Raw genomic sequence first — 16,895 nt, forward strand, 5'->3', positions numbered from 1 at the left:
TTGTTATTGGTCTTTCAGCGGTTGGCCGCTTTCGCCCACGCCGTGTTCTGAAGCGCGGAGGCATCGAGCGCCTCGGCGAAACCATTGAAGGAAAGCGGCAGCACCATCGGCTTGCCGTCACTGCCGAGAACGGCGAGCACGCCGGTTTTCGCCGCGCGCAGGCGCGTGATCTCCGGCGTGCCCAGCAGCCGCTCGATGTAGCAGCCGCCCGCGTCGCAGCGCGTGTAGCCATAGCCTTCGAGATCGCTGGTCTCGTCGATGCGCAGCAGCGGCGGCTGCGTGAGCCGCACACCCAGCGGCAGCCGGATCTGCACGGCATAGCGTTCGCCGCTGCCGCGATAAGCGAAGGCGATACGCATGATCTGCTCGCCCGTGCTTTTCGATGTCGCGGCCTGCGCGATCTCGCACGGCGGCACGTCTGCGGCCTTCGTGCATTGCACCACCCAGTCGCCGTGGACATCGGCCTTGGGTGTTTGGGGTGCGGCGGCAACAAGCGCGAGAAGCAGGGGGATCATGAAGCTGTCCTTGCCCAGGGTCATAGCGCGAGGGAGATCGAGAAATTGGCGCGCCATTTGCTCTCGGTCGGCCCCGAAAGACCGCGCGCGGCTTCTGCCTGCGCGGTGAGGCGCGGGCCGATCTGGAATGAAATCCCGCCGCCCGCGGAGGATGCGGAATGCCGCCGCGCTTCGCCCTCATCAAGCCGGCCTTTCTGCCAGCCGATGCCGCCGTCGACGAAGCCGTGTGCGCCGACGCCGACCTTGCCGACCGCACGCCGCCAGCGCGCTTCGAGTCCGCCCATCACGCAGTGATCGGCACTCACCGTGCCGCTGTCGTAACTGCGCCCGAACCCCGCGCCGCCATAGCTGCATTCCGCCGCGCTCAGCAGCGCATCGGTTGCCGCCCATTGCCCCGATCCCTTCGCGACGATGCCGAATTCGCCGCCGCCCACGCGCACCACCGGCTGATAGCGCTGTGCGTAGAGCGTGAAATTGAGGAAGGATGCTGATCCATTCATCCGCGTGCGCAGCGGGTCGTCGTCTGTCGTCGCACCGAGCCCGGAGAAGCCTTTTATGGCGCCTGCCCTGACGAGGTTGATACCGCCGCCGGTATCGGCCCAGTCGAGATCGAGATCGGCGGTGGCCGTGCGAATCCGGTCGCGCGTGAATGCTGTGCCGAGCACGGTTGAATCGGAATCGATCACGTGTCCGCCGATGGTGAGGCCGATGTTGCTTGCGCGGCTGCGGCGGATCGGGACCGCAATGCCGAGATCGACGTTCAGCGTCTCGCCGCGATAGCGGATCGCTTCGAGCAGTTCGCCGATGGGGCGGCTCCACGAGAAGCTCGCGCGGCCGTCGATGCGCAGCCCATTGGGGCCGACCCACTTGCTCGCTTCGCCGGTAAACGAACGATAGCGGTCGCCGTCGGGGCTCGCCCAGCCGCGCAGGCGGACCTCGCCGCTGTCGCCGCTGAAGCGCAGCCCGCCGCCAAGCATGTCGCGGCCGAGCACGCCCGACATCATGTTCGTGTAGCTCGCGTCGGCGCGCACGGCGCGGTGCGAAAGGTCGATCGTGAGCAGCGACGTGCCTGGCGTATCGGGCGAGGGCGCAAGCTGCGATGTCGCGGCAAGGCCCGGCAGGTCGTTCATCAGCAGCAGAGCCCGCTCCAGATCCTCCGCCTTCAGGGGACGGGATTCGAGGATGCGCGCCGCCGTCCGCACGGCGAGCGGTTCGCCTGCCGCGTCTGCCACGCTGCGGATTTCGCGCACCGCACCGTTCCGTTTCACGCGGATCGCGGAGACGTGCCCCTCGATCACCTGCACGCGGACGATACCCTCCGATAGCGCCTGTTCGGGCACCAATGCGAAGGAGAGGAGATAGCCGCGCGCGGAATAGAGGCGCGTGACGGCGTCGGCGAACTGGAAGATCGCGCTGACGGAAACCTCTTCGCCGGGCTCCGCGCGCCACAGCGCGCGCAGTTCGGCTTCGGGTATCGCGGAGGCGCCGTCGATCACGAGCGCGTGGAACGCGAAGCGCGTTTCGGCGGCCGCTTCCGGCGCGACCTGTTGCCGAAGCAGCGGCGTCGGCGCGGGTGCGGTCGCGCGCGCTTCCGGAATCGGATCGGGTGTCTGCGGCCGCGGCTCCGCGGTGCGCGGAATATCGGCGGGCGTCACCTGCGCCTCTGCGGCATGGGCGGTGCAGAGCAGGACGGCGAGTGCCGCTGCGGGAAGGGCGTCACGCATCGGCACGCTTTCTGGTCGATCGCCGGCGTGCTGGCGGCGTGTCCGCGCTGGCGCCGCGCGCGGCGTGGCGATCGAGCAGTGTTTGCCAGTTCGCCTGCGATGCTTCGGCGAGTGCGGCAAGGTCGAGCCAGCCCTTGCGAAACCAGTCTCCCAGGCAATCGTCGGGCAGCGCGCGCAACTTCGTGCGATCGATCATCCGAAATCCGTCGATCCGGAATTGCGACTGATCGGGAAGGTGAATGTCCGCGCGTCGCGTTTCGAGAAGATCGCGGTCCCGCAAACCCGCGACGAATTCCGCCGTCCGCAGGTGATCGCGATGATACCGCTCGCAGAAATCGAGCGCGTGCGCCGCGAGCGGCGAGGCCTGTTCGCCGTCGAACAGCCGATCCGGTTCGTCCTCCCGCACCATGCCGTCGCGTTCGATCAATCGCGGCCGATCGATCGCCAGCATCAGTGCGTCGCTTCCCGGCGTCGTCACCGGCAGAAATGGATAGCGGCGCACATAGGCGGGCACATAGGTGCCGTCCGACCAGCGGCCTTCGTCGTCCACGAACAGGTTGGACGCCGCACTGAGCCCGGTCACCGCAAGCGGCAGCATCGTTTCGGTATCTGCGAACACGATTGGATAGCAACGCGCGGCGAGCGCGAATTCCGATATGTTCAGCGGCACGGCGATGATGCCTGCCGCGAATTGAAAACTCTCGCAGGCAAGAAGCGCAGCGTGTTTGTGGAGATCTCCCCGGAGAAGGACCGGGTCTTCGTAAAGCAACGGAGACATTGTTCACCAGCAGCATTGTTATTGTTATGTGCGACTGCCGTTCGACTTCGCGAGAGAACGCATAAACGAGCCATCCCCGGAATCGAACCGGGGATGGAACCGTTCCGGAACCTCAGACCGCGTCCGCAATGATCGCGCGTCGGTCATCCTGAAAATCCGATTGATCGATACGGCGAATTTGCGGGGAGAAATGCTGCCGCATCAGATGCAGTCATTGTGGATGCAAATCCGCTCGCCGCAGCAGGCGCATTGCGGCGCGCGATCCACGGGCGCAGCGTGGAGGGGAAGTGGATGTGGTGTCCCTGCTGCCAATCGGCGCCGAGCGAGGCGACGAGGCGGCTGTCGGACTCCGTTTCCACGCCTTCCACGATGACTCCGGCGGCTATCGTGCCGGCAAGTCCGATCATGTGCGCAAGCGTACTGCGGCAGCGTGCCGATTGGCTCGCGCGGTGCAAAAAGAAGGCGTCGACCTTCACATAGTCGGGCGACAGGGCGAGGACGCTCCGCACGGAGCTGAAGCCCATGCCGAAATCGTCGATCGCGATCCGGCAGCCAAGTTCCCGCAGCGCGGATGTGAAGCGTGCGGCACTGGAAATGGATGGGAATGCCGCCGTCTCGGTGATTTCGACGATCAGTCGGCGCGCAGCGGCAGGGTTCGATCGCAACCGCGCGAGCGAGTCGTCCCACCAGGAATCGAGAAGCGCGCTCGCGGCGGAAATATTGACGCCGAGCCGAACGGCGGGATCGGCTTCCAGTTCGTCGATCACCACCGACACCATGATCTGGTCGAAGGCGCGCACGAGGCCGGTATGTTCCAGCGCGGCGATGGCATCGCTCACAGCGGGCGTTTCGTCGCCGACGAGACGCAGCAGGCATTCGTGATAGAGGATGTCGTCTTCGCCGCTCACCGCCTGCCACGCGGGAAACAGGCGCCCCTCCGCCACGGCCGAGAATACCTGCGCGGCAGTCGCCATGTCGCGGCGATAGTGCGCGGCATCCTTGCACGCGGGGGACGGGGCGCCGAGGGCGTCGTGAAGCGCGGCAAACCCGGCGGGGCTTATGTCTGCCCCGCTCGAGAATGACGCCGCCGACCAGGCACTGGACAGGGTCAGGTAAATGGAATTGTCCAGATGCCGGATCGGCGAACGGGCAAGTACGCTACGCAACTGCTGGGTGAAGTGCTGGGGGTTGCCGGGCACCACGAGCGCCGCGTCCAGCCGGCCGAGCGCGCGATCGGTAACGTGCATCGTCGCAAGTCCGGCCACGGCGGCTTCAAGATGCTGCTGCGCTGCGAGTGCAGCGGCCTCGCCATAGGCTTTCGCGATCGACCGGATATTGTCGATTCGAAGCGCGATGAGGATCGGGGCGCAGTGGAAAACGCTGGCCACGGAGTCGTCCAGGTGCGCGGATTCCGCTGCGATTGTCGTGAATTTTGCCGCCATGTCCGCCATGCGCTCCGCCAAGTCCTGTTCGCGTTGGTCTGAGACGAAATAACCAAAACGGTATCAGAGGCGGCTGGACGCCCGAGTATCAGGAAGGAATACTCTCCATCGGAAGAAGAAAATCCACAAAAACAATGTAACGGTAAAACAAAAATGTCCTGGAATATGTATAATACTAATGGGAAGAGAAAGTATCTTACGGAATCCGAAACTATGGATTTTGTTAGATTGGCGAAACAAAAGAATAAAGATGTTTATGCGTTTTGTTGGATGTTGGCGGAAACCGGTTGTCGTATATCCGAAGCGTTGTCTGTTAACTCGCAAAGCATAGATTTCCAGTCGGGAACACTAATTATAAAGTGCCTGAAGAAGCGAGGTAAATCGGTTTATCGTGAGGTTCCTCTATCTGAAGAGTTTCTGAGGTTCATGAAAAAGTGGATAAACAGCAAGTCAAGTTCTGAATCCGATCTTTGGACGTGGTCGCGCATGACTGCGTATCGTCGTGTTTGCGAGGTTATGGTCGAGGCTGGTCTTACTGGGGACTATGCGACGCCGCGTGGGCTACGCCATGGTTTCGGTGTTCGGGCCATCCAGTCGGGTGTTCCGCTCAATCTTGTGCAGCGCTGGCTCGGCCATGCCGACATGAAGACGACGGCGATCTATGCGAGCGCGTCGGGACCGGAGGAGCGGCAGATCGCGGCGCGCATGTGGCTCGATGGGAAAGGCGGGGCTGGTGCGGTGCCGGGTGCCGAAAGGGCGCGCCGCGAAAATAAAACCGAGTCCGATGAATGGCTTGAATCCAAGGATTCTGTGAAAAATGTATCAGATGAAAGGCGCGCGACAGGCGCGCGGACAGATGCAGCGGAGCCGCCGCCGTGGACGCTCAGATCAGCGGCGCGTTTAATTTATTGCCATCTGTTACGATATTGGTTATTTTGTAACGCGAATTTTCACTGTTTTTCATGGACTTACCTTGCTTCCCGTGAGGTTTCTCGTCTCCGGTCGTTATTGTCCCGGACGGCGGTTTTTCGGCCATTCGGCCTGATTGCGGACCCAGTGCCGTCCGACCTGAAATTATGCAATCGTACAATTGTCGCAGATCAGCATTCGGGGCGGAGGGTTGGGTCCGGATAGGAAGTGGGGCGCCGCGCATCACGCGAACAGATGCGTCACGTCCGCATCGGGCATGACGGCGCCGATCAGAAGCGTGCGGTGGCAGCAGGCCGGGTCGCGTTCGAAGCAGAGCAGGGCGGTCGGTTTTTCGCCGGCAATGTCGATAAGCTGTTCTGCCTGAACAATCGCCTCGGGTTCACGCAGCTGGCCTTCGTAGACGGCGGCGAGCCGGTCGTGGTCGCCCTTCCGCGCCGCCTCCCGGCCCGCGGGCGGCGTGCCGAGCGCTTTCAGCCCCACATAATCGATCCCGGCTTCGCGAAGGCCGGCGGCGAGCACGTTTTTCGAAAAGCCCGGCCGCCGCGACAGCGGCACGGCGCGAACGTCGACGACGATCTTGATGCCGGCCTCGCGCAACGCCGCGATGAAGGCGTCCTGCGTCGTTCCTTCGTAGCCGATCGTGAAGATGCGCATGGGCGCTTCATAGCATTGCTTGCATTGCCCTGTGAATCCTCTCAAATTCCGCTCAATTACGGGGAGGCTTCGCCCACATGGACGGGCTGGTTCTGTTCGCGATCGCCGCGGTCTACGTGTCCGCGTTGTTCGCGCTCGCCTATTGGGCGGAAAACCGGCGCGGCCGCTGGCTGAAGCCGCGCTACCGGATTCCGGCCTACACGCTGGCGCTTGCCGTCTATTGCACGAGCTGGACGTTCTATGGCGCGGTCGGCAGCGCGGTGGCGGATGGCTGGCTGTATCTGCCGATCTATCTGGGGCCGATCCTCGTCTATCTGTTCGGCTGGCGCTTTCTCGAGCGGCTGGTGGCCACTGTTCAGCGGGAAGGCGCGACCTCGATCGCGGATTTCATCGGTTCACGCTTCGGCAAGAGCCGAACGGTGGCTGCGCTCGTCACGCTGCTCGCGCTCCTCGGCACGATCCCCTATCTCGCGCTGCAGTTGCGCTCGGTCGGCACCAGCTTCGCCGAGTTCACGGGCAGCAGCAATCCGGGGCTCGTCATGGGGCTCACCGCTGCGATGCTCGCGCTGTTTGCGATGCTGTTCGGCACGCGGCGCTATGAAGCGGCGGGGCGCAACGACGGCGTGCTCTTCGCCGTCGGCGTTGAATCGCTCGTGACGCTCACCGCGCTCGTTGCGGCGGGCGTGTTCGCGGCGGTGGTGTTCATGGGCCTTGATGCGCCGGTGCGCGGGGCGGGGATTGAAGCCCTGGGTGAAAAATTCGCGCCCGCCGGCATCGGCATCGATTTCTTCGTCATCACTTTGCTGTCGATGACAGCGATCGTCTGCCTGCCGCGCCAGTTCTACATCGGGGTGATCGAGGCGGCCTCCGTTCAGGATATCGGCCGTTCGCGTCTTCCGTTCGTGGGCTATCTCGTCATCACATCGGTCGTCGTCATCCCGATCGCGCTCGCCGCGACGGCGCTCGTCCCAGGGGGCGCCAGCGCCGATCTGCTCGTGCTCGAAATGCCGCTCGCGGCAGGCGCGGATGCGCTTGCGATCCTCGTGTTCATCGGCGGCTTCTCCGCGGCGACAGGCATGGCGATCGTCGAATCCGTTGCGCTCTCGACGATGGTTTCGAACGATCTCATCGCACCGCTTCTGCTGCGCAGTCCGCGCTGGGCGAACGAGGCGAATCTTGGCCGTGTGATGCTCACGATCCGGCGTGTGGTCATCGTTTCGGTGATGGCGGGCGCGCTTGCGTACACGCAGATCATTCCGGCTGGAGAGCGACTTGCCGCGATCGGGCTGATCGCATTTGCGGCGATGGCGCAGTTCGCGCCCAGCCTCGTGCTCGCCGTCAGCCGCGCGGGGCGCGACGCGACGGCGGCGAAGGCGGGGCTTTCCACCGGTCTCGTACTATGGGCCTACACGCTTTTCATCCCCGCCGTTGTCGGTGCGGACGGAGTCGCACCGCTCGCCGGTACGCTTGCCGACCCCAACGCCCTGCTCGGCATCGATGGGCTCAGCCCGCTCGTTCATGGAACGCTCTGGAGCCTTGGGCTCAATATCGCCGTCCATGCGGTCGTGGCGGCGCGGCGTATTCGCTCGGCGCGCGTCTCGTTTGATTTCGGCGATGGAGACGGCGTTGCGCGCGTGTCCGATCTGGCGGGTCTCGCCCGCCTCGTCGAGCGCTTCGTGGGCGCCGAGCGCACGGCGGCTGCATTCGGTGATGCGCCCGCAGGCGTCCCGGTCGGGCGCGGGACAGCGCAGATGGCTGAGCGCATGATCGCAGGCGTGGTCGGCGCCCCGTCCGCGCGCTCGCTTGTCGCGTCCGCGCTTTCCGGGGCGACGTTTACGGCGAGCGACGTTGCCTTGATGCTCGATGAAAGCAGCGGCAGCCTGCAATTCTCGAAAGATCTGCTCGCCGCCACGCTCGAACATATCGATCCGGGTGTCAGCGTGGTCGATAGCGATCTCAATCTCGTGGCGTGGAACAGCCGCTATCTCGATCTCTTCGATTATCCCCCCGGCATGGTGCGGGTCGGCGCGCCGGTCGCCGAGCTCATTCGCCACAATGCGCTGCGCGGCGAATGCGGCCCCGGTGAGGTTGACGATCACGTGCAGCGCCGCCTCGATCACATGCTGCGCGGCAACCGCCACAGCTTCGAACGCGTGCGGCCGGACGGGCGCGTCATCAAGACCGTCGGCGGGCCGATGCCTCGCGGGGGTTACGTGATGTGCTTCACGGATATCACCGCTGAGGCCGAGGCGCGCACAGCGCTCGAAAAGTCCCGCGCCGAGCTTGAAATCCGTGTCGAACAGCGCACCGCGGAGCTTTCGCAGGCCAATGTCGCGCTTGCGCAGGCGACGCGCGAGAAGACGCGCTTTCTCGCCGCCGCCAGCCACGATCTGCTGCAACCGCTCCACGCCGCTCGCCTGTTCGCCGCCGCGCTCGATCGCGAGGTGAGCGGAAGCAGCCGCGTCCTCGTCGATCGCATCGACCAGTCGATCGACGCCGCCGAGCAGCTCCTGCGCACGCTCCTCGACATCTCGAAGCTGGACGCAGGCGGCTTTGTTCCGACCATCACCACCTTCCCCCTGAAACCGCTCCTCCTGGAAGTCGCCGAGACCTTCCACCCGATGGCCGCCGAAAAAGGCCTGACGCTCCGTATCGGTGGTATCGATGCAAACCTCGAAACAGACCGCACGCTGCTCCGCTCGATTGTCCAGAACCTCCTCTCGAACGCCGTCCGCTACACGGCGCGTGGGGGTATCATCGTCGGCGCCCGGCGGCGGGGCAGGCAGGTCCGCATCGATGTCGTCGACACCGGCGCCGGCATCCCCGAAGACAAGCAGGACCTGATTTTCCGCGAATTTGAACGTCTCGGCACCGGCGGCGAGGCGGGCGTCGGGCTCGGCCTCGCCATCGTCGATCGCGCCGCCCGCCGCCTCGGTGCCACGGTCACGCTCGCATCCGTGCAGGGCAAGGGCAGCCGTTTCAGCGTGACGTTCGATTGCGCCGAAGCTGAGCTGCCGGCACACGACGACAGCGAGGTCGCATCCGCAGCAAATGCGGCGCCGCTTCACCTGCTCGTCGTAGATGACGATCTTGCCGTGTGCGAGGCGATGACTGTGCTCGGCACAAGTCGTGGTCATCATGTCACGACGGCCAACGGCCCGGAAACAGCGTTAACCCGGGAAGGCCCGTTCGACGTTGCGCTCGTCGATTTCCAGCTCGGTCACGAAATGGATGGCATCGACTTGATCGCCCGCCTGCGCGCCCGCCATCCCGGCCTGCGCGCTGCGCTTGTCACGGCGGACCGCAGCCCCGAAACGCCGCGCCGCGCTGCCGCGCTCGGCATTTCCGTGCTCGCAAAGCCGCTTGCGGCGACGACGCTCGATGGGTGGCTTGCGGGCGCGGCGGAAGAACCGCGCGCCGCCTGATCAGTGCTTGATGCCGATACCGAGCGCGCGCGCCGCAAGCGCCGCCTGCGTGCGGTTGCCGACGTCGAGCTTGCGCAGGATCACGGTCATGTGCGCCTTCACCGTCGCTTCGGTGATGCCGAGGTCGAAAGCGATCTGCTTGTTCAGCCGTCCGTCGAGGACACCCAGAAGGACGCGGAGTTGGGTCGGCGTCAGCGCCGCGACGCGCGCTGCGACATCATCGAGTTCGCCGCTCGCAGGGGCTTCAATCGCTTCCCCGGCAAGCGCGTTCGCAATGGCCTTTTCGATGGTGCCGAGATCGCTTTCCTTGCTGACGAAACCCACGGCGCCGAAGCGCCGCGCTTCCGCCGCTGCGGACGATGCCTCGGCGCTTGAGACCACGAGGATCGGCACGCCCGGCCGCTCGGCATGGAGCAGCGCCACGCCCGAATAGCCGGTCGCGCCCGGCATGTTGAGATCGAGCAGGATGAGCGCGATGTCCGCGTTCGCCTCCGCCGCGCGCGAAGCCGTGTCGAGCGTTCCCGCTTCGATGATGCGGGCATGTGGCCGAACACGGGATGCGGCGAGCGAGAGCGCCTGTCGGAACAGGGGATGGTCGTCCGCGATCAGGATGCTCTCGCCTGCCATGCAGCCTCAATTCTGCCGATTGCCGACCAGGTTCGCAACCACCGAAGGATCGGCGAGCGTCGAGGTGTCGCCAAGGTTAGAGACGTCGCCTTCGGCAATTTTGCGCAGGATGCGCCGCATGATCTTGCCCGATCGCGTCTTGGGGAGGCCAGCAGCGAACTGGATGGCGTCCGGAGTCGCGATGGGGCCGATCTCGCGGCGCACCCATTGCACGAGTTCACGGCGCAGGGCGTCGTCACCGGTCTCGTTGGCGTTCAGGGTCACGTAAGCATAGATGCCCTGGCCCTTGAGGTCGTGGGGCATCCCGACAACGGCCGCTTCCGCGACCTTTGCGTGGGCGACGAGCGCGCTTTCGATCTCGGCGGTGCCCATGCGATGCCCGGACACGTTGATCACGTCGTCGACGCGACCCGTGATCCAGTAATAGCCGTCGCCGTCGCGGCGGCAGCCGTCGCCGGTGAAATACTTGCCCGCGTAGGTCGTGAAATACGTCTGGAAGAAGCGCTCGTGGTCGCCCCAGATCGTGCGTGCCTGTCCCGGCCAGCTGTCGGTGATGACAAGATTGCCCTCGGCGGGGCCTTCCAGCACCACGCCCTCTGCATCAACGAGTTCGGGTTTCACGCCGAACAGCGGTTTCGTCGCGCTCCCGGGTTTCAGATCGGTTGCACCGGGCATCGGTGAAATCATCGCGCCGCCGGTTTCCGTCTGCCACCATGTATCGACGATCGGGCAGCGGCCTTCGCCGACGACGCGGTGATACCATTCCCACGCCTCTGGATTGATGGGTTCGCCGACCGTGCCGAGCAGGCGCAGCGATTTGCGGCTGGTCCGTTCCACCCACGCATCGCCTTCGCGCATCAGCGCGCGGAGCGCGGTCGGTGCGGCGTAGAAAATCTCCACCTGATACTTGTCGATGACATTCCAGAAGCGGCTGAAGTCGGGGTAGTTCGGGATGCCTTCGTACATCAGTGTCGTGGCGCCGTTCGCAAGCGCGCCGTAGACGACATAGGTGTGGCCCGTCACCCAGCCCACATCCGCCGCGCACCAGAAGACTTCGCCGGGGCGGTAATCGAACACGTACTGATGCGTCATTGATGCCCACACCAGATAGCCGCCGGTGGTGTGCAGCACGCCCTTGGGCTTTCCGGTGGAGCCGGAGGTATAGAGGATGAACAGCGGGTCTTCGGCGTTCATCGCTTCGGCTGCGCACTCCGGCGCGGCGTCGGCAACAGCGTCATGATACCAGATGTCGCGGCCATCCTTCATCGTGATGTCCGCGCCCGTGCGGCGCACGACGATCACCTTCTCAACGCTTGTGCAGTGCGTGAGCGCTTTGTCGACATTGGCCTTCAGCGGCACATGCTTGCCGCCGCGCAGACCTTCGTCGGCGGTGATGACGAGCTGGGAATCGCAGTCGGTGATGCGTCCGGCAAGGCTGTCCGGGGAGAAGCCGCCGAACACCACGGAATGGATCGCGCCGATGCGTGCGCAGGCGAGCATTGCGGCTGCGGCTTCCGGGATCATCGGCAGATAGATCGTCACGCGGTCGCCCTTGCGGATGCCGTTTGCTTTCAGCGCATTTGCAAGGCGGCAGACTTCGTCATGAAGGTCGCGGTAGCTGATGATGCGGCTGTCGCCGGGTTCGTCGCCTTCCCATATGATGGCGATCGCGTCGGGGCGTTCTGCGACGTGGCGGTCCAGGCAATTGGCGGAGACGTTGAGCGCGCCGTCCTCGAACCATTTGATGCCGAACTCGGCTTCGGTGAACGACGTGTTCTTCACCTTCGTGAACGGCGTCATCCAGTCGAGACGCTGCGCCTCGCGTTTCCAGAATGCCTCCGGGTCCTGCGCCGCTTCGGCATAGAAAGTATCGTAAGTGTCGGGCTTGATCATCGCGCGGGCACGCCATTCGGCGGGCACCGCATAAACGTGCGCGGCGTTTTCGGCGGATACGGCGAGACCGGCCATGATGATTTCCTCCCATTCTGTTTGGGCCGGAAAATAGGGCAGGGCAGGGCGCGCGCGCATCCTCGACCATGGTCGTAGCTGCATTCGACCATGGTCGGGGTGTTCCCGTTCCCTCGCCGGCGCGATGCTGAACAGTGTCGGCATGGTTCCGTCAGGGGATCGGCTGCCACTGGGAGGATTGCCATGACCATGCGCTTGCGGCCCGGCCTGTGCGCCGGCGTTGCCCTGATCGCCCTTATCGCCAGCCCGGCCCACGCGGAAAGCCCGGACCTTGAAGCGCGCATGAGCGCGATCGAGAGCCGCATGGCTGCGCTCACCGGCGAGCTTGAAGCCACCCGCGCGGAAAATGCCGCGTTGCGCACTGAACTTGCCGAGAACCGCGCAAAGGCGTCGCCGCCTGCCGTTCAGGCAGCGGCAGCGCCCGCCGATGGCTTCAAGGTCGGCGGTACGACCATCAAGATCGGCGGCTTCCTGAAAACGGTCGCCACCTTCAGCCGCTGGGACGACGGCGACGTCGCCGGAAATTCGCTCGGCCGGGATTTCTACTTGCCGCAGACGATCCCGGTCGGCGGTACGCGCGAGTCGACCGACAGTGATTTCTCCGCGAAGCAGACGCGTCTGTGGCTGAACCTCTCGACCGACGTTTCCGGCCACACGTTGAAGGGCTATCTCGAAACCGATTTTCAGACCTCGCCCGGCACGCAGGGGTCGGAGCGCACGACGAACGGCTACAACCTCGCGCTGCGCCGCGCCTGGGTCCAGTTCGACAATCTGCTCGTGGGGCAGGACTGGTCGACCTTCCAGTATGTCGGCGCGCTTCCGGAAAGCACGGATTTCGTCGGCCCCACCGAAGGCACCGTCTTCGTGCGTCAGCCGCTCGTGCGCTACACGGCGAAGTTGACACCTGCGCTGGCGCTCAGCGTCTCCGCCGAAAACGCCGAGTCAGCGACGATTTCGTCTACTTCGCCGACCCTCGCGGAAAACGACGACGACCGAATTCCAGACTTCGCGGCACGCCTGGTCTACACGGCCCCGTTCGGAGAACTCTCCCTCGCCGGCCTCTTCCGCCAACTGTCGGTGGACAACGGTGCCGTGTCCGACAAGGCTGGCGCATGGGGCGTCAGTGCCGCAGGCAAGATCGTGTTCGGCCCCGACAAGCGCCACGACCTCCGCTTCATGGCGACATACGGCGACGGTATCGGCCGGTACGTCGGCCTGAACTTCGCGCCTGACGCTGTCTACGATGGCTTGGCGGGAAGCGAGCTTGAAACAGTGAAGACATTCGCCGCACTCGCCGCATTGAAGCTGGGCTGGACGCCAACGCTGCGCTCCACCTTCATGGCCGGCTACCAGAACGCCAGCTATCCTTCACCGGCGCCGTTGACGGCAAACGACAAGGCGTGGAGTCTCGCTGGGAACCTGTTCTGGTCGCCCGTGAAGGCGCTCGACCTGGGCGTCGAATATCGGCACGGCGAACGCCAATTGCTGAATGGACTTGCAGGCCAGCTCAACAGGCTCGAATTTGCCGCAAAATACAATTTCTGAGGGAGAGGAAACAGGGACATGGCTACGACCTACGACGATGTTCCCAAGCACCACAAGGCAACACAGAGCGAGAAGCTCGTCATTGCCGCGTCGTCGCTTGGCACGGTGTTCGAATGGTATGATTTCTATCTTTACGGCCTTCTGGCGCTCTACATTTCGTCGCACTTCTTTTCGGGTGTGAACGAAACGACGGGCTTCATCCTTGCGCTCGCTGCGTTCGCGGCGGGCTTCGCGGTGAGGCCCTTCGGCGCGCTCGTTTTCGGGCGCATCGGCGACATCGTGGGGCGCAAGAACACGTTCCTCGTCACCATGGGCATCATGGGCCTATCGACCTTCGCGGTCGGCCTGCTGCCATCCTATTCGTCGATCGGCGTTGCTGCGCCGTTCATTCTCGTGGCGCTCCGGCTGCTGCAAGGCCTCGCGCTCGGCGGCGAATATGGCGGTGCGGCGACCTACGTTGCGGAGCACGCGCCGAACCACAAGCGCGGTCTCTACACAAGCTGGATCCAGACCACGGCAACGCTCGGCCTGTTCGCCGCGCTGCTCGTCGTCATCGGCATCCGTACCTTCATGGGCGAGGAAGCCTTCGCCGATTGGGGTTGGCGCATTCCTTTCCTCGTTTCGATCATCCTGCTTGCGGTTTCGATGTGGATCCGCCTGCAGCTCTCTGAAAGCCCCGTCTTTCAGAAGATGAAGGACGAGGGGAAGACGTCGAAGGCACCGCTTACCGAAGCATTCGGCAAGTGGGGCAATCTCAAGTGGGTGCTCATTGCGCTTATGGGCGCGGTCGCGGGACAGGCGGTGGTCTGGTACACGGGCCAGTTCTACGCGCTTTTCTTCCTTGAAAAGACGTTGAAGGTGGACGGCGCGACCGCCAACATCCTCATCGCGGTAGCGCTTGCACTCGGCACGCCGTTCTTCATCTTCTTCGGCTGGCTGTCGGACAAGATCGGTCGCAAGCCGATCATCCTGACCGGCTGTCTGATCGCGGCGCTGACCTACTTCCCGCTATTCGGCGCGCTCACCAAGGCGGCGAATCCGGCACTCGCAGCGGCGCAGGCGGCGGCACCGATCAGCGTCACAGCGAACAAGGCGGAATGCTCGTTCCAGTTCGACCCTGTCGGCAAGAACAAGTTCGACAGCTCGAGCTGCGACATCGCCAAAGCCTTTCTTGCGAAGGCGGGGCTCAACTACGAAAACGTCGAAGCTCCTGCGGGCGCCGTTGCCGAAGTCCACATCGGCGGCACGACGATCGTAGCTCCGAACCCCGCCGACGTGGCCGGTACGGAACGGGGCGCGGCAATCACGGCCTTCCAGGACCAGCTCAAGGCTGCTCTCAGCAATGCCGGTTATCCGGCAGCGGCAGATCCGGAGCAGATCAACAAGCCGATGGTGGTTGCAATCCTGTTCTTCCTCGTGCTGCTCGTGACGGCCGTGTACGGCCCGATCGCAGCGCTTCTGGTGGAGCTCTTCCCGAGCCGGATCCGCTACACCTCGATGTCGCTGCCGTATCACATCGGTAACGGCTGGTTCGGCGGCTTCCTGCCGACCACGGCCTTCGCGATGGTCGCAGCGACGGGCGATATCTACTACGGCCTCTGGTACCCTGTAGTGGTGGCGGTGATCACGCTGGTGATCGGCTTGCTGTTCCTGCCGGAAACCTTCCGTCGCGATATCGACCAGTAAGCGTACCTCCCCATGAAACTGGGCGGCGATGGCAGCATCGCCGCCCTTTTCCTTGCCTTCTTGACTCCGGCAACCCGCACGCCTAAGTCACGCGCCTTCGCAAGCGGCTCTGCCGCGAGTGGCCCCTTCGTCTAGCGGTCTAGGACGTCGCCCTCTCACGGCGAAAACACGGGTTCGAGTCCCGTAGGGTCACCACGAAGCCTTCCCAGAGCATTCCAAAACATACCTAAGTGGCTGCTTTCCACCGTTCATTCTGGTATAATGTTCTCAGGCTATCCCGCTCTGGGCCGCCACCTATCCTCAATCTGATGGTATTTTTGATGGTATGTCGCGCGGGCGCGGAAGTGCGATACCATCATGGGTTGAAGCGCCGTCCGATGCTGCGCAGGTTAAGAGTCCCCTATCTCGGAAATGTGCCCTCAAGCCTTGCAGCGTTCGATCCAGGCCGAGAACGCGTCGATGAAGGTTTGCACGAAATCGCGTGTGCCCTCGACCCCGATCTCACCGGCTTCGTCAAACAACTTGCCCGCACCACCGATATAGGCCTCCGGCTGCTGAAGGACGGGCATGTCGAGGAAAACGAGGCTCTGCCGGAGATGATGGTTCGCTCCGAAGCCGCCGATCGCGCCCGGCGAGACGGTCATGACCGCCGCCGGTTTGCCACTCCACACGGATTCGCCATAGGGGCGTGACCCGACGTCAAGCGCGTTCTTGAGCGCGCCGGGGACAGAGCGGTTGTACTCCGGGGTTACGAACAACACTGCATCACTGCCGCCGACTTCGGAACGAAAGCGTTGCCACGCCGCGGGTGCGTTCGCCTCGGCATCCTCGTTATAGAGTGTCAGGTCGCCGATCTCGACGATGTCGAGCACAAGGGATGACGGAGCGAGCCTCCCCATGGCCCGCGCCATCTTGCGGTTGAGCGAATCCTGGCGAAGGCTTCCAACGAGTACTGCCACCTGAAATTTCTTCTTCATCCCGTATCTCCATAATCGCGTCGGTGACGGTGACCAGACAGCTACAGGATCAAACGCTTGTCATCGCCGATCGGTCCATCCTCCCGACCTACGCTGTGGTCTTCAGCGCATCTGATTTCGCCGGTATCAAGAACAGCATTTCGGGCCGACCTCCGCGCCCAATCTCGACCGTATCCCAAAACCCTCGGTGCACAGGAGCCCGACCTTCGCGCCGCGCCGTTCGAGCAGCGCGTGCAGCGCTGGAGGCAGGAACTTGCTTCGGCCAGGATTTGGCTATTTTGGAACGATTCCGTTCCGGATCGGAGACCCGAAAGGCGTGTTGGCGGAAATGCGAGCCATCTGTGGCTAATGTTGGCAGTGGCTTGAACATCAACGCAAGCGACGCCTATGCTTGCTTGATGACGGCGCCAGACCACGAGTAGATCGAGAAATGAACGCGAAAGCCCTGATCACTTCAAGCCTTGTATGGGACAATCACGGCTGTATGCCGTTGCGTCCGCTCGACCAGGATTTTTTACCGCAACTAGAACTGTATCGGTCGAGCGGTGTCGATGTTGTGATGATCAATGTCGGGTTCGGCGAGCAGGGCGTCGAAGAGCATTTCCGGATGATCGCACACTTCCG

13 protein-coding genes and 1 tRNA gene are annotated in these 16,895 nt (G+C 63.8%); 6 read left to right on the forward strand and 8 right to left on the reverse strand.

From position 1 onward, the window contains the following. Positions 1-14: 14 nt before the first annotated feature. The 4 genes from DFR51_RS03395 to DFR51_RS03410 form a co-directional block, all read right to left on the reverse strand. Positions 15-515 (reverse strand): invasion associated locus B family protein, encoded by a 501-nt coding sequence (locus tag DFR51_RS03395; protein WP_160119140.1) that lies wholly within the window; start codon positions 513-515, stop codon positions 15-17. Positions 516-535: 20 nt separating this feature from the next. After that, positions 536-2,239: a ShlB/FhaC/HecB family hemolysin secretion/activation protein gene (locus DFR51_RS03400; RefSeq protein ID WP_121047621.1), complete on the reverse strand. Its 1,704-nt coding sequence runs from the start codon at positions 2,237-2,239 to the stop codon at positions 536-538. Next, on the reverse strand, positions 2,232-3,017 hold the full coding sequence (locus DFR51_RS03405; RefSeq protein ID WP_121047622.1) for a SapC family protein: 786 nt from the start codon (positions 3,015-3,017) through the stop codon (positions 2,232-2,234). The genes DFR51_RS03400 and DFR51_RS03405 overlap by 8 nt, the downstream gene beginning before the upstream one ends. Positions 3,018-3,160: 143 nt before the next feature. Continuing rightward, positions 3,161-4,459, reverse strand: a complete 1,299-nt coding sequence (locus tag DFR51_RS03410) for an EAL domain-containing protein (protein WP_170151738.1) — start codon at positions 4,457-4,459, stop codon at positions 3,161-3,163. 165 nt (positions 4,460-4,624) lie between these two features. On the opposite strand from DFR51_RS03410, the gene DFR51_RS03415 reads away from it, so the two are divergent. After that, complete coding sequence (locus DFR51_RS03415; protein ID WP_121049690.1) at positions 4,625-5,593, forward strand: tyrosine-type recombinase/integrase; 969 nt, start codon at positions 4,625-4,627, stop codon at positions 5,591-5,593. Positions 5,594-5,611: 18 nt separating this feature from the next. On the opposite strand, the gene DFR51_RS03420 is transcribed toward DFR51_RS03415, so the two are convergent. Continuing rightward, entirely contained in the window at positions 5,612-6,043 is a 432-nt protein-coding gene (locus DFR51_RS03420; protein ID WP_121047624.1) for a DUF488 domain-containing protein, read from the reverse strand. Between the two features lie 77 nt (positions 6,044-6,120). Here DFR51_RS03420 and DFR51_RS03425 point away from each other — a divergent pair, with 77 nt between their 5' ends. After that, positions 6,121-9,468 (forward strand): hybrid sensor histidine kinase/response regulator, encoded by a 3,348-nt coding sequence (locus DFR51_RS03425; protein ID WP_121047625.1) that lies wholly within the window; start codon positions 6,121-6,123, stop codon positions 9,466-9,468. Here the strand turns inward: DFR51_RS03425 and DFR51_RS03430 are convergent, their stop codons facing one another. Continuing rightward, entirely contained in the window at positions 9,469-10,095 is a 627-nt protein-coding gene (locus DFR51_RS03430; RefSeq protein ID WP_121047626.1) for a response regulator transcription factor, read from the reverse strand. A gap of 6 nt (positions 10,096-10,101) precedes the next feature. After that, positions 10,102-12,063: an acetate--CoA ligase gene (gene acs / locus DFR51_RS03435; protein ID WP_121049693.1), complete on the reverse strand. Its 1,962-nt coding sequence runs from the start codon at positions 12,061-12,063 to the stop codon at positions 10,102-10,104. Between the two features lie 183 nt (positions 12,064-12,246). On the opposite strand from acs, the gene DFR51_RS03440 reads away from it, so the two are divergent. The 3 genes from DFR51_RS03440 to DFR51_RS03450 all read left to right on the forward strand — a co-directional run bounded on the left by DFR51_RS03440 (position 12,247) and on the right by DFR51_RS03450 (position 15,489). Continuing rightward, a complete protein-coding gene (locus DFR51_RS03440; protein ID WP_121047627.1) occupies positions 12,247-13,608 on the forward strand; it encodes a DcaP family trimeric outer membrane transporter in 1,362 nt (453 codons plus the stop codon). Between the two features lie 18 nt (positions 13,609-13,626). Further along, on the forward strand, positions 13,627-15,294 hold the full coding sequence (locus DFR51_RS03445) for an MFS transporter (RefSeq protein ID WP_121047628.1): 1,668 nt from the start codon (positions 13,627-13,629) through the stop codon (positions 15,292-15,294). Positions 15,295-15,414: 120 nt separating this feature from the next. Further along, positions 15,415-15,489: transfer RNA gene (locus DFR51_RS03450), tRNA-Glu, on the forward strand. A 224-nt stretch (positions 15,490-15,713) separates the two neighbouring features. Here DFR51_RS03450 and DFR51_RS03455 read toward each other — a convergent pair. Then, positions 15,714-16,271 carry an NADPH-dependent FMN reductase gene (locus DFR51_RS03455; RefSeq protein ID WP_121047629.1) on the reverse strand — a complete coding sequence of 186 codons (558 nt, stop codon included), beginning with the start codon at positions 16,269-16,271 and terminating at the stop codon, positions 15,714-15,716. Between the two features lie 430 nt (positions 16,272-16,701). Here DFR51_RS03455 and DFR51_RS18925 point away from each other — a divergent pair. Then, positions 16,702-16,895 (forward strand): hypothetical protein (locus DFR51_RS18925; RefSeq protein ID WP_207790669.1); only part of this gene is annotated, 194 nt, incomplete at its 3' end.

The sequence above is a fragment of the Sphingosinicella microcystinivorans genome, assembly GCF_003634215.1.
Taxonomy (GTDB): Bacteria; Pseudomonadota; Alphaproteobacteria; order Sphingomonadales; family Sphingomonadaceae; genus Sphingosinicella; species Sphingosinicella microcystinivorans.

Excerpts from the sequence above, each read along its gene's own strand:
- DFR51_RS03395 (WP_160119140.1), bottom strand. The coding sequence starts at position 515 with ATGATCCCCCTGCTTCTCGCGCTTGTTGCCGCCGCACCCCAAACACCC.
- DFR51_RS03400 (WP_121047621.1), bottom strand. The coding sequence starts at position 2,239 with ATGCGTGACGCCCTTCCCGCAGCGGCACTCGCCGTCCTGCTCTGCACC.
- DFR51_RS03405 (WP_121047622.1), bottom strand. The coding sequence starts at position 3,017 with ATGTCTCCGTTGCTTTACGAAGACCCGGTCCTTCTCCGGGGAGATCTC.
- DFR51_RS03410 (WP_170151738.1), bottom strand. The coding sequence starts at position 4,459 with ATGGCGGCAAAATTCACGACAATCGCAGCGGAATCCGCGCACCTGGAC.
- DFR51_RS03415 (WP_121049690.1), top strand. The coding sequence starts at position 4,625 with ATGTATAATACTAATGGGAAGAGAAAGTATCTTACGGAATCCGAAACT.
- DFR51_RS03420 (WP_121047624.1), bottom strand. The coding sequence starts at position 6,043 with ATGCGCATCTTCACGATCGGCTACGAAGGAACGACGCAGGACGCCTTC.
- DFR51_RS03425 (WP_121047625.1), top strand. The coding sequence starts at position 6,121 with ATGGACGGGCTGGTTCTGTTCGCGATCGCCGCGGTCTACGTGTCCGCG.
- DFR51_RS03430 (WP_121047626.1), bottom strand. The coding sequence starts at position 10,095 with ATGGCAGGCGAGAGCATCCTGATCGCGGACGACCATCCCCTGTTCCGA.
- acs (WP_121049693.1), bottom strand. The coding sequence starts at position 12,063 with ATGGCCGGTCTCGCCGTATCCGCCGAAAACGCCGCGCACGTTTATGCG.
- DFR51_RS03440 (WP_121047627.1), top strand. The coding sequence starts at position 12,247 with ATGACCATGCGCTTGCGGCCCGGCCTGTGCGCCGGCGTTGCCCTGATC.
- DFR51_RS03445 (WP_121047628.1), top strand. The coding sequence starts at position 13,627 with ATGGCTACGACCTACGACGATGTTCCCAAGCACCACAAGGCAACACAG.
- DFR51_RS03455 (WP_121047629.1), bottom strand. The coding sequence starts at position 16,271 with ATGAAGAAGAAATTTCAGGTGGCAGTACTCGTTGGAAGCCTTCGCCAG.